General features: G+C 40.0%; 6 protein-coding genes. 2 read left to right on the top strand and 4 right to left on the bottom strand.

Going from position 1 to position 14,064, the window contains the following annotated elements:
• Position 1: 1 nt before the first annotated feature.
• Positions 2-5,809, bottom strand: coding sequence for an alpha-2-macroglobulin (locus Q0541_RS13060; protein ID WP_298910859.1), 5,808 nt, complete (start codon positions 5,807-5,809; stop codon positions 2-4).
• 352 nt (positions 5,810-6,161) lie between these two features.
• Here Q0541_RS13060 and pbpC point away from each other — a divergent pair, with 352 nt between their 5' ends.
• Positions 6,162-8,582, top strand: coding sequence for a penicillin-binding protein 1C (pbpC, locus tag Q0541_RS13055; RefSeq protein ID WP_298910857.1), 2,421 nt, complete (start codon positions 6,162-6,164; stop codon positions 8,580-8,582).
• Positions 8,583-8,615: 33 nt separating this feature from the next.
• Here pbpC and Q0541_RS13050 read toward each other — a convergent pair whose 3' ends face one another.
• From Q0541_RS13050 to Q0541_RS13040, 3 genes are all read right to left on the bottom strand, one after another.
• The gene (locus tag Q0541_RS13050) at positions 8,616-10,253 is read right to left on the bottom strand and encodes an ATP-binding protein (RefSeq protein WP_298910855.1); all 1,638 of its coding nucleotides are present in this window, start codon (positions 10,251-10,253) and stop codon (positions 8,616-8,618) included.
• 58 nt (positions 10,254-10,311) lie between these two features.
• On the bottom strand, positions 10,312-10,803 hold the full coding sequence (locus Q0541_RS13045; RefSeq protein WP_298910853.1) for a hypothetical protein: 492 nt from the start codon (positions 10,801-10,803) through the stop codon (positions 10,312-10,314).
• Between the two features lie 717 nt (positions 10,804-11,520).
• Positions 11,521-12,450: an NmrA family NAD(P)-binding protein gene (locus Q0541_RS13040; protein ID WP_298910851.1), complete on the bottom strand. Its 930-nt coding sequence runs from the start codon at positions 12,448-12,450 to the stop codon at positions 11,521-11,523.
• 294 nt (positions 12,451-12,744) lie between these two features.
• Here Q0541_RS13040 and Q0541_RS13035 point away from each other — a divergent pair, with 294 nt between their 5' ends.
• A complete protein-coding gene (locus tag Q0541_RS13035) occupies positions 12,745-13,788 on the top strand; it encodes a nitrilase-related carbon-nitrogen hydrolase (protein ID WP_298910848.1) in 1,044 nt (347 codons plus the stop codon).
• Positions 13,789-14,064 lie beyond the last annotated feature (276 nt).

Genomic DNA, 14,064 nt, shown 5'->3' with positions numbered 1-14,064 from the left:
ATTACTTCCCATCCTCCAGTATCAATGTAGACTCAGCTGTACGCCCAAATTCTTCTGGTGCATATTGCAAGTGAACTTGAGCACCAGGCCAAGAAAACGTACCAGGAGTAACAGAACGCACTAAGTAATGCAGACTATAAACTCCTGGTTCCAGGTGGTCGGCGTAGGCGATAATGCGATCGCGGTAGATATTTCTAAAGCCAAGTTCCCAGTTATCCGCTTTTGCTTGTAATGCGGCTGTGGTAGTTTGAAAACTCGCATCCACTGCCTCAAAACCTGATGGTAGCGGATCTTTAATCACCACATGATCCACAGGATGATCAGCGATGATTTCTAAACCAATATCAAACACCTGTCCAGAGGCTAAAGTCAAGGGTTTATCGAAAGCGTAAAGACCTGTTTTTTGTAAAATTTTCTCTTCATTTAATTTGCTAATTTCCCGTGTAACCCGTAAACCGTTAAACCTACCTGACTGATTTCCTTGCAAGCGATAATTATAAGCAACCAGATAGTGCAAAGTCCCATTACCTGATTTTTGCAGTGTTAAATCATTACGACCACGAGGTAATTGATTCATCGGCACATTCAGTTGTAAGCTAGGATTTTGATAACCATCAAAGCGATTTTCTCCTAACTTATTACCAGCTAATTGCACAGTGGCAACAAAATTAGGTGGTGTAGGTTGCAGTTGGCTATATTCTACCAAAGCTGTTAACGCTTGAGCATTATTATAGTTAGTTTGCCATGTACCATCGCGTCGTAATGCGAGAAGACTTTGGAATAACTTATCTATAACTTCGGGTTTACTCTGCTTGGCAATAAATAAGCGTAAAGCTTGTGCTTGCGTCGTGGTAGATGAACTCATCCATCCCCAACTAGCTGGTAAACTTACAACTGCTGTGCTACCAGTTTCATATATATTCTGTTGTAACTTGTTCACCAGTTGTTGAGATTCGTCTTGCCATTCTGGGAATTGAGATAAGTATCGTGCTAGTTTAATTTGAGTTACTACATCAAAATTATTGCGCTGTTCATAAATATCTGCGAGGAAAGTATTGCGTTTTTCTCCTATTTCTGATAAAGCAATTAAAGCATTAAGTTGCAGTTGCCTTTTACATAGTAGCTGCTTACAAAATTCGTATTCACCAGGATTCGCTAGTACTTTTTGCAGATAAGTTTTGAGGCGAGATAGCATTGCAGAATCGACTAAATTAGGGAACACCTGACTGGTAGCTAAAGATTCACCCACATAGGAAGAAACCCAAGGGTCGGATTTTTCTTGTCCAGGGAAAGCAGCAAAACCACCATCTGCTATTTGGAGTTTTTGTAATTTTTCAATTGCTTGATTTGCCTGTTGGCTAGGATTAAATTCTGCAAAGATCTGACCATATTTTTGTGTAAGATTTTGGAGATTAGCAGCAATGATTAACTGACTTGCAGCAGGTTCTGTAAACGGCAAATCATCATCTTCTAATACCTGCTTTGCTGGTGCTTTAATTTCCGTTATCAAAGTACTCGCCAACTGAATATCTAAACCTCCCGCATCAGGAAAGGTATTTTTATCAACATTCAGAGGAATCTTCACCTGTTTTTCAGTTACACCAGTTTCAACGACTTGTTCTGTAATTTCAATTGGCTTAATTTCCAAAGGTACTTCAAAAGCATCTGCGGCTGTACCATTTAGTTGAGTGGTAAAGCGAACTTTAGCAACTCCCACACTATCCGCCACCATCGGAAAGCGATAAGCATGAGTTGCAGATTCAGCTTTGGTTTGCAAAGCAGTAGTTGTGGGGTTTTTGTCAGTAAACTTCACATTAGTGCTAAGTTCGCCATTTATTGAGAGATTTCCTGGATTCCCAGTGTTGTTAGTTACGGATAAACCAGCAAGGATGCGATCGCCTGGACGGGCAAATTGTGGCAAGATGGCATTGGTTAGCAGTGGCTTTGTGGTGATAAACGTCGCGTCCCCATTCCCGAAACGGAGATTTCCATCGGTGGCGACAGCCATCACTCGCCATGTAGTTAAATCATCCGGTAATTTAAAGGTTATCTGTGCATCACCATTAGTATCGGTGAGGACAGAACCGTTGTAGTAAGCTAAGGCTTGAAAATCTGTGCGAGTGCGAGTATTGGCTGCACCAGTCGAGAAACCACCGCCATAACCCCAACCTTTGGGTTTAGCTACATCTTGTGGTTGTAATATTACATCCGGTCGATTATCGCTAAAGCGGGTAGATATTGGCTGTTCTGCATAAACTGTATCCACCAAATCTGGTGTACGATAACCAGAAAGTTGTAGCACCGCCTCATTCACCACCATGACTGTAAACTGTCCTTTGGTGGGATTGCCTTGATTATCCTTGAGTTCTAGCTGTATTGTTTCCTCTGCACCAGGTTCTAATGATGCTTGTACTGGCTTAACTTGCAGTTTTAAATACTTATCTTCTAAGTTAACTTTAAAAGGTGTAAAACCAATCTTCACCAAGTTATTTAAAGTTCCTGGTTCCACTTGGTTGAGAGGTTTACCTTGCCTTACTAATACAGCTTCGATGGCTGCATTTGGCAGCATTTCTGGGGTAACTTGAAACTGAATTCTTGGTGTGCCTCCCTGAACTTTGGTAATCTGCTGATAAAGGGGTTTGTCTTTAATTACAGCAAAGTATAATTCTGCATCTGGATAGGGAGATTGAATTAGTGCAGTAGCGGTATCACCTGGTTTGAACTGTTTTTTATCTAATTTAACTTCTAAGGCATCTTGTTCTCTAGAACCCCAAAATACTGGATTTCCTCCAGTTGCCCAAATTTGTAAATCTGTGGCACTTAATTCGCTTTTGGCATCATTAAAATTGGTTCTAATCCGATATGAACTAGATTCTGGTGCTGTTAAATTTACCGATTGTGGACTGCTACTAGATGTAATTTCTGTTTGTGCGACTGTCTTATATTCGACTTGATTTTTTGGTGTTTGGCTACCTTCCACTAACTGCGTGACGCTACTGTATTTAATCTGTTGTAATTCCAGACGCACCCGTTGACCTGTTATCGGTTTTCCTGTAGGGTCAGTAACAACCACTTCAACGGGAAAAGCCTTACCAGCATCAGTGATAAAATTACTTTTTAACCCGATGAGGCGATTACTTGGTAAGGCTGTAAAAGTTTTGGAATTCGCTACAGACAAATTAGAAACATCTGCAACTTGCACATCTACCTGGTAAGTCATCGGATATGGTAAATCCTTAGCCACTGTTACCGTTTGGCTGGTTGTACCATTAGCATCTAATTGGGCATTAGTTTGTAACACATCACTAGATATAGTAGGAGTTTCCTCCGGCCATAACCATTGCCGACCAAAAGTAAATTCGTCCCACCCTTTAGGGATAAAATTAGCCTGCTGGCGAGTAATAAAGTATTTTGCTTCCCCACCTTCTACAGGCGCACCAAATAAATAATTACTTTTAGCATTAATATCAATTTTCTCGTCAATGAGAGCAAATTCTTTATCTAAGTTGAGTTCGACTTTAAAGTTGGGTGGCTTAAACTCAGCTACCCGAAATTCTCCAGAAATTTCTTGCCCATTTTTCCCTTTCGCCTGGATTGTATGGTAGCCTAAGCGCTGAGTAGTCTTAATTGGCAACTCTAGAGAAAATGTACCAAATTCATTTGTAGTTTGCGTACCTAAATTGGTCTTTTGTCCATCAGGATTTACCAAAGTTAATTGGTAAACAGCATTTTTATCTTGCTGGATTGTGCCATTTTGTAAGTAGTCCGCAAACCCAGTTAACCAAGCTTTTTCACCTGGTTGATACAACTGTCTATCTGAGAAGATTACCCCGCGTGATTCTGGCTTACTAGCTTGCCAACCTGCATCAATGCCATATCCATAAACGCCGCTATATTCTTCAGTTCTGGCGAATGCCCAATCTTGATTTTCATGGGCAATTACTAATAATTGTGGTGATTTACTAGAGGTTTCATTCCCAGAATAACATTGCTGCAATCCTTCACGGACAATTCTAAAAGTTCCATTTTCATCAGTTTTACCTGTTGCACAAGGTAAAGGTTCGGGGCGAGATTTTGCCTGTAATTTTGATTGATAAATTTCAACAGCGCTATTGTTAACTGGTGAACCATCTGTAAGATGATTGACGCGAATTAAGCCTGACTCAGGAAACCACTGAGTAAATACGCCCAAATTCGTCAATTCAACCAAGCCATAAGTTGTCGGTTCTCGCCACAGTTCCTTACCATTCTCCTGATATTTATTAGTCCGGGCTTGCACTCCGTAAGCTAACATTCCCGTAGCAGCACTTATTTTTTCCCGGAGAGGAACAGCAATATCAACTGATTGATTTTTCTTACCTGATACTTTAAAGCTTTGCCAATCAGAGGGTTGTGGTAATAAATCATTACTATTATTAAAATAAACTAAATCTGTTGGTTTAACTACTCGATAAGCTGCTTGATACTTAGATTCTGGCAGATTTCCTGTACTAATATTTAGCTGTAAATCTTTACCTGCGGGGAAAATATTCAAATCTGATGCTACCCAAATATCCCCAGCTAAATCTCCAGTATCATATTTTAATGTGACAGGTTTACCCAAAGTTTGCCCAAACTTATCTTTGAGATTAGCACCTATAGTAATTGTATAAGTCTTGGCAGGTTCTAGCGCATAAGGATTGATACCGACAATTTTATCTTCATCGTTTACTTGCAGAATTCTCGAAATGGCTTTTGGGGCTGGATTAATGGTAATATTTTCTTTAGCTGAATCTGCTAATAAGACATTATTAAATTCTAGCTGCGGACTGCCTTTAAGAAATCTTCCAAAAGTTCCACCTGCATCTGGCTGTCCGTAAAAGTTAATTTTCTGAAATGCCAAAGGCGAATAAGTTGCTAACTTAGTGGCAAATTCTTTCTCTGTAGGGAGATTCCCATAAGCAGGACGTATTCCTGGAGCAAATACCAGGCGATAACGGGTTGCTTTTTCGAGATTTTGCTGTGGAATGAGGTTATAAATCCAATTACGTGCTGAAGGGTCAAATTTTTCTAAAGGGTCTTCATTTTCTTCTTTTAATGGTTTTTCTTCTTTGTTTAATTCAACTTTAAAACTTGTACCTTTATTTTTTCCTTCAGGAATTAACTGTAAATGTTCTTGTACAGAAGCTAAATCTAATTCTACATTGGAAGTAAACTGTATTTTTTGTTGTAAATCAATTGGTTCAACATCAGCCTTCTCAATGGGATTGACACCGGGTAAATTAGTCAGGTTAATAGATTCGGTATTGAAAGTCCAAGGTAAATCTTTGTCTAGGCGATGATTTTTTAAATCAGCTAAACCTGCTTTGAGAGTGACTTGAAATCTTGTCGCTATTGGCAATGCTTTCTCAGCTTGAAAACCTACCATCCGCGGTGTTAAAAAGCGAAATTGACCGGGTAAAGGCGGCGAAAGCGCAAATTTTTGTAATAATTTTTGCTGTTCTAGACTGTCAAGACTTTCAACTGGTATTAAAGCTTCTTTAAAACGGATGCGGATTTGGTTAAGAGATTTTGCATCTCCAATGGGACTAATTTGTTCAATCCAGTCTGGTAATTTTGGCGGTGTGAGTGGGGAAACTGTTGGAAGTTGTTCTTTGCTTGAGTTGATACCAAAAAAATTACACCCTGCGATCGCTAGTATAAATGTAAAGATAAAAAGAAACTGTATTGTTCTCTTCCGGCTCGAAGAATGGCTAATTTTTTTTAACAAACCGCCAAAGACGCGATAGGTAATCTTATGGTGGAAACGCAGTAGAACTCTGATAATCATCTTTTTAGTAATTCAAAATTAAAAATTCACAAATTATGGCTAACAAAAGTTTGCATTCCCTGATAAAGTGAGCAATGCCAACACTAATAAAGTCCGCCCATTGACTAGCTATTTATACTCAGAAGTTGGATTTGACTATGTTTATTTACATAGATAGCTAATACAGTGTGATTGTTCCAAAAAATAACTACAATTCTTAACTATAAAGAAGTATTTAAATTTCGCAAACATTAATTTAGATTTGCTAAGTTAGTAAAAATGAATTATTAAGGATTTGACATATTTACTGATGTAGATGTAAGTAAGTCGGCGGAAAAATTAAGGTAAGTTTTCTTAGACAGGGGATTCCCTGATGAAACTAATTTCACGATCGCTAACCAAAATTAAGCACAAACTGCGTAAAACTAGTAAAGTTATCTTAGCTGGGCTGCTCATATGCCTAGTTGTACGCTTACTACCTTATTTTGCGCCCCTTCGTGCCGCAGATATTGCCCAAAATCAGTTGGCAATGCAATTTAGCGATCGCAATGGTTTACCATTAGGAACACTGCTCACCCGTGACCAAGAGCATACATCAGTAATACCACTAAATCAGGTTTCTCCCCAGTTTATCCATGCTATTTTAGCCGCCGAAGATGGCAGCTTTTACGAACACGGGGCGTTGGATATGAAAGCTGTTATCCGCGCCAGTAAAGAAGCCATCCACGCGAAAAGAATTGTTTCCGGTGCTTCCACAATTACCATGCAATTGGCGCGGATGTTAGATCCTGTCCCTCGCAGCTTCTCTGGTAAAGTGAGTGAGATTTGGCTATCTTGGCGGTTAACAGCTGGAATGAACAAAGATGAAATCCTCTCTGCATATATCAATCGTTTACCAATGGGAGGGAATATATATGGTGTGGAAGCAGCTGCGCGGACTTATTTTTCTATCCCAGCTAGTGAGTTGAATCTTGCTCAAGCTAGTTTATTAGCTGCTATTCCCAATAATCCCACATACTTTAACCCTTATGAGCATTGGGAACGGCTGAAGCAGCGACAAAAATACGTCCTTAATCGGATGGTACAGTCAGGATATATTAGTGGAGCGATGGCTGCGCCAACGTCTGCGACGAACGCAGCCCGAACACACACTGAAAAGGTTGTGTTTCAGTCTCGCCAACAGGGAATTATCGCCGCACCACACTTTTTATTTTGGTTAGCCAATCAGATTCCCCCAACCCCCCTTGAAAAGCCGGGCTATGTTCCCCCCTTATTAACGGGTGCTAGGGGGGATCAATCCGTTATTCGCACGACTATAAATCGTCCTTTACAGCAGTTTGTCGAAGCACAGGTGCAGCAGGTAATTTCTTCCTTAGCCGCGAACAATGTCCATGATGCAGCTGCATTGGTGATTGACAACCGCACTGGTGAAGTTTTAGCTTATGTCGGTTCACCTGATTACTTTAATGAAGCAAAACTGGGAGGCAATGATGGAGTGCAGGCGCTACGTCAACCAGGATCTACTCTCAAGCCTTTTGTGTATGAATTAGCTTTAGAAAAAGATTTAATTCACCCAAATACCATTTTGGCAGATGTACCCGCCCATTATGCAATTCCCGGCGCGAAACTTTATAGCCCAACAGATTATACCGAACGCTTTCTTGGCCCAGTGCGGGTGCGAATCGCTTTAGCAAATTCCCTAAATGTACCAGCAGTGCGGGTATTAGAAAAGGTAGGCGTGGAAACTTTCTTAGAACGACTACATCAACTGGGATTTGAACACCTCAATCAAACACCAGAACATTATGGTTTAGGTTTGACTCTAGGTAGTGGCGAAGTCACTTTATGGGAATTAGCTAGAGCTTACGTTACTATGGCACGACTTGGAGACGCCATTCCTTTAGTAAGTACATTTTCCAATTCCCCAATCCAAAATCCCAAATCTAAAATCCGTCTTCAAAAGTTTGCTACGGAGGGAAACCCTCCTTACAACTTTTCCCAAAATTCGACGACGATATGGCAATTAATCACCAACATACTCAGTGACAGCCATGCTCGTGCCACAGCGTTTGGTGTAGACTCTGTGTTAAATTTACCCTTTCCTTCTGCTGTTAAAACTGGCACTTCTTCCAATTTTCGTGATACTTGGACAGTTGGCTTTACCACAGATTACACCGTCGCTACTTGGGTAGGCAATTTCAACGGTGAACCGATGCGACAAGTTTCAGGCGTTACAGGGGCAGCACCTTTGTGGAATCGGATTATGTTACACCTGCACGAACATCAAGAACCAGCAGGTTTTCCACCCCCAGAAGGTTTAGTGCAATTACCTGTTTGTGCAATTTCTGGGTTACGACCAACACCAGATTGTACCTCAGTAGTGCAGGAATATTTCTATCCAGAAGATAAAATTGCCTACGAACGAGAAAACAAGTTCAATTTACCATCAGAGTATGATGAGTGGTTGGCAAAACAACAGCAATCAAATTTTACTTCTACCAATTTGAGAATTTTATCTCCCCATAATGGCGATTTATTCTTACTGTATCCAGGTGAAGAAGCGAAGCAAAAATTGGAATTTAAGCTAGCGGGAAATAAATTTGCGCTTGTAGAGTGGTGGCTGAATGGGGAAAAATTAGATACAAACTCAGCTAATTCTTTATTTTGGTATCTGCGTCCTGGTAAGTGGACTTTGGAAGCGAGAAGTGGGGAAATGAGCGACAAGGTAAGTTTTCAGGTAGAGTTAGCTAGTCTTAAACCCACGCGTCGGGGATTTTCTATTAGTAATTCTTAAGGAGATAGGGTAAACGCCCAGAGATTGTCGGCATCATTTAGACCTGCTATCTGGTGTTAATATAGTTACTTCCCGTGTCTGCTTGATAGGAATCTCAATCACAAACTCTGTACCCTTACCAGGTGCAGAAATACAGTTGATTTTTCCCTTATGCTTATCTACTATAATCTGGTAACTAATAGATAATCCTAAGCCAGTACCTTTACCTATAGGTTTAGTAGTAAAGAAAGGGTCAAACAATCTAGTCTTAACTTCCTCGGTTATTCCTGATCCATTATCTTTAATACTAATAATCACCCACTCTTCATTTGTAATTTGAGTATGGACAATAATAGAACTATGGTGTTTTTTACCCTCTCCTTTTAAACACTCTGCTTCCCGTTCATATAAAGCATCAATAGCATTACTGAAGATATTCATAAATACCTGATTTAATCCTCCTGCATAACATTCAATAAGAGGCAAATTACCATAATCTTTGATTATTGCAATTTCTTGCTGTTTATGCTTTTCTTTGAGACGATGCTGTAAAATTAATAGCGTGCTATTAATTCCTTCATGAATATCAACAGGTTTCATTTCTGCTTCATCAAGACGCGAGAAATTACGTAAAGTTAGCACAATCTCGCAAATGCGCTCAGTACCAACTGCCATTGAGGATAAGATTTTCGGCATATCATCAATAATAAACTCTAAATCCATCTTCTTAATCAGACTAGTTATTTCTGGATTATAATTACAATATTGCTGATACAGTTTAATTAAAGTTAGTAATTGCAGACTGTATTCTTTAACATGGAGCAAGTTACCAGAAATAAAATTAACTGGATTATTAATTTCATGAGCAACACCAGCAACTAACTGACCTAATGAGGACATTTTTTCAGTTTGAATAAGTTGTACTTGAGTGTATTGCAATTTTTGCAGTGTTTGTTGTAGTTGAAAATTTTTGTATTTTAATTTTGCCGTTCTCTCCGCCACTTGCATTTCTAACTTACAATTTGCTTCTTCTAAAGCGGCTTGTGCAATTTTTTTAGCCTTTAAGTATTGCTGCAATAAATGCAATACTAAAAGCCATGCCGGAATCAGCATTGTTAAACTTATAATAGATTCTAAAACTGCCCAAAATATTCTTTTGTAATATTCATCAACTTTTTGCTGTAACTCAAGTGAGATATTACGGTTCCTTTTTGCAACACCATCAGCATAAATCTGCTTCTGAGTTTCATATTCGCGGTTAGAAAGTAGTAGTTGTGCTGTATCTTTGTGATTTTTCTTAACTAATTCAAAAGATTCATATTCCATTGTAACCAAGCGCTGATTAGCCACATCAATTTTTTTAGCATCCTCATTTTTATATGCTTGAGGAGCCAGTTTAATAGATTCTTTAATAGCAATGTCAAGTTTAGGTTCAAATTGGCGATATCGTTCCTCCCAAGTAGAATTACCTGTAGCAGCATTCATGCGGGCTGACATCGTTAATACTTCATCAAGATAAGTAATTTCATCACTCAGTGTTTGTAGTTTAAATTCATGTTTAGTAATACTATTGAAGTTATAATATGCTTGCCAGTTGAGCCAAATTTGAGGAAGAAACAAGAGTAATGTCAGCAGTACTGTTACAGTTACTAGTTGAGAGGCAACGAATCTCACTTTATAAGGTAGGTGCATTTTAATAGTATTCTTTAGATATTATCTTAAAAGTAGATAGTAACCAAATTTAATCCGATTACATAAGTTTTATATACTTAGTATTAATCCCAAAAAAGTTTCTCAAATATCCTACAGTTTCAGTTTTATAAATTTCAAAGTCAATTTTATTTATTTGTTTTGTTTTAATGCTTTTGCCATATATAAAACCTAAATTAAAAATTATTAAATCTGACGTAGAAAAATTATAAGGATATGGATATATAAATTTAGCAAAAAATTTATATATGAATAAATCTAGTTTATTAGTCTTTAAGTCATTACCCATTGTAAATCCAATTACAAAAGCTTCATCTTGAGGAGAAATACCTCTACCTAAAAGTATGTGAATATAATCATGATGGCGCAGACTAATTTTTCCAGGTAACGCCAATAGACTATTAGGGTTCTCTAGTAACCAAATTACAAAAGGAATTTTAGGTTTATGTAAACTAAATACTACTGAATGTACTTCATTTAAATTCATTTGAGCTATATCTAGTTGAACAATTTCATCTAAATCAAAAGCCATATGTCTATTTGTAACAAAAGAACTAACTTATTAATATTTCTTTTTCTTCTAATTTGTCTATATTTACCAAAAAAATTATTTTTATTTTCATATTATATATAATAACACCTAGTTTTTGCAAACTTTAAGTGTTATTACTTAGAATTTAATAGGGCAAAGACATCTAAATGAGGAATTATCGACTGATAGAGATTGCTGCAATTCTGCTGTAAAAAACTGCCTAAAATAATAATGATGAAGAACTAAAGCAATCTACTTACACTTGAGAAGATAAGGAAGTGCAAGTAAACAATAACTGTAAAAGAATAAGCTATATGCTATCCATCTTTTGAAAGGGGAAAATCTAGTTTAGTTTTTTCAAGCAGCGATCGCCTTCCAATCCCCAGTTCCACTCCAGAACCCGAAATCTTGACTTCAGACTTACAACATCCGAACAAAACAGTCTGAAACTTACCCTTCTGAACTCCAAGCTTCACTCTCAGAACTGCACATTTGACCCTGTGAACTCGAAACTTGGACTTCAGAAGCTCAAACATCCCCTTCAGAACTCGAACATTTGACTTCAAAACCTAGTTGAGGTTGAAATCATTAAAATATCACTAGTACAACACGGGAAAAATAACGCCACCATCTCAATTAACAAGATTTGGGGCTAACAAGTTGCTCACAGCAACTTGTTAAAGGTAGGCAAACTTTCGCCACAGTTTACTAGTCCGATCACAGACTCTCGTAGGTGAGCTCCGCATTTGCCCAGTTGGTTTCTGCCAGAAATTCCCTAAATGTGGTCAGAAGTCCAGGAAACTCCTCTTCTCGTAAACGCTGGACATCGGCTTGATAACCTTGTTTGCGATACCACTGAATCAAATCGAACAGTTCCCTTTGCAGCAAGAGTAAGAAAATCCAGGCGGGTGTCTCTTTGTGGACAACTTTCATCCCCTGCGCTTGGGAGAATGCCTCTGCCATCTGAAGAGGAGTCAGCACATCGCCAGCTAGCTCAATTTCTTGACCAATATACTTGGTGGGATGTTTAATTACGTAGGCAGCAACGCGGCCCATGTCCTTCGTTGTAATTAGATGAAGCGGCTTGTCTTGCTGAATGGAAAATGGGAAACTACCTTTGAGGATAGAAGGTCGCGTATACTTCTTCCAAAACTCCTCCATAAACAAGCAAGCTCGCAACATAGTAGTCGGTAAGCCAGCTTCTTTGAGAATTTTCTCCACTTGGTACTTTTGCTCAATGCGGGGGATTCCTGAATTCCTATCGGCCCCACCTGCGGAATTGTAGACAAAGTGTTTGATGTCAGCAAGTTTTGCAACTTGTGCAACTCGCTTTGCCCTCTCCACCTCTAGCGGGTCAATTTTAGGAGAGTCCGCAGAAGTAGCATGGCAATAAACAGCCGAAATTCCTGCAAAGGCTGCTACGAGAGAGGCTTCATCGTCGAGGTTGGCTTTTACCAGTTCAACTTTGGCATCGTTGAGCTTTACAAGAGTTGGACGATTAAGATCAATTTCTCTAGTGATGACTCGCAGGTTGGTAACTCCCTGTTCGAGAAATCCCTTGACGACATTTCCACCTGTGCCGCCAGTAACTCCGATGAGTAAGACTTTATCGGTGTTTGACTCTGTGCGATCGGGGAAATTTGACATTCTCTCTTCTACCTGGAGTTCTTTATTTAAATTAAGTTTATACAAAGACAGGAGAAGCAAACAACAATTAAGTAGCAACCTGATTTAAACAATCTAATTATCCTTGCTGGTACAGTTATCACAAGATCAAAGACTAGGACTTACGCACAGATGTTTTGATCTGAATTGACAGATAAACTTGTACGATCGCTCTGGGGTGGCGTAGGCGTAGCCCGCCGTACCCCTACGGGGAAGCAAGCTACGCAAAGCGTCTCCAAGAGTTGGCATCGCATTCTATAGAATTGGTGAGGAATTTTGGACAATAACACCGATAATCTCAACTCATTCCGGGCCTTGGCACTCCAAGTTACGTGCCATGCAGTCAACCAAGCAAGCGATCGCCACGAAGCGCGATCGCTCATGCAAAACTCCATCAATCGCCTAGCTCAACAAATTGCTGCCAGTATCGCTTTCATTGGCTTTGATTGTCGTTTAATTGTACTGCCAGAATATTTCCTGACTGGTTTCCCGATGGGAGATTCTCTTTTAGGGTGGGCAGAAAAAGCTGGTGTGGAGATGGCTGGTGCTGAGTATGAGGCACTTGGTAAAATTGCCCAAAAGCATAAAATCTTTTTGGCTGGTAACGCCTACGAAGTTGATCCCAACTTTCCCGGATTGTACTTCCAAACCTGCTTTATTCTTGACCCCTCTGGCTCAATTGTCTTGCGGTATCGACGGCTGAATTCCTTATTTGCTCCCACACCCCATGATGTTTGGGATAAGTATCTTGACTGCTATGGTTTAGAGGGAGTTTTCCCCGTAGCCAAAACGGAGATCGGTAATTTGGCAGCTTTAGCATCAGAAGAAATTTTATATCCAGAAGTGGCGCGGAGTCTGGCGATGCGAGGAGCGGAGATTTTTGTGCATTCCACCTCAGAAGTGTATAACAAAAACCTCACCCCCAAAGACGCGGCAAAAATCACTCGCGCTGTCGAAAATATGGTATACGTAGTTTCAGCCAATACCGCAGGCATCGCTAATATTGCCATCCCCATCGCTTCCGCTGATGGTGGCTCTAAAATCATTGACCATCGCGGAATCGTTTTAGCAGAGACAGGTGCAGGCGAGAGCATGGCAGCATTTGCAGAGATTGATTTAGGAGCATTACGCCGCGATCGCCGCCGACCGGGGTTAAATAATTTACTTGCACGCCAGCGGTTTGAGCTATACGCCGAAAGTTACCGCCAGTCACACTTTTACCCCGCTAATACTATGCTGGAGGGAGAAGTAGACCGCAAACACTTCCTCCAAACCCAGCAAGCCACCATTGAGCGGTTAGCCAAACTGGGAATAATTTGAATTTGGGAATGGCGCATTGGGGAGCCACTGCGTTGTCCGGGTTCCCCCGCTGTACCCCGTAGGGGATCTTGCTAGCAAGAGCGTCTCCTGTCTTGAGAAGCAAGTGGTGTCATTGGGGAGCCTACTGCGTTGCCTGGGTTCCCCGGTTGTACCCCGTAGGGGATCTTGCTACGTGCAGCGTCTCCTGTCTTGAGAAGCAAGTGGCGTCATGGGGCATTGGAATACAAAAAAATAACTCCTGTAGAGACGCGATTAATCGCGTCTCTACTCCTAACT

The organism is uncultured Nostoc sp. (assembly GCF_937863485.1).
Taxonomy (GTDB): Bacteria; Cyanobacteriota; Cyanobacteriia; order Cyanobacteriales; family Nostocaceae; genus Nostoc.
Note: the sequence above shows the minus strand (reverse complement) of the source record. Positions and strands in the feature narration are given on the sequence as shown.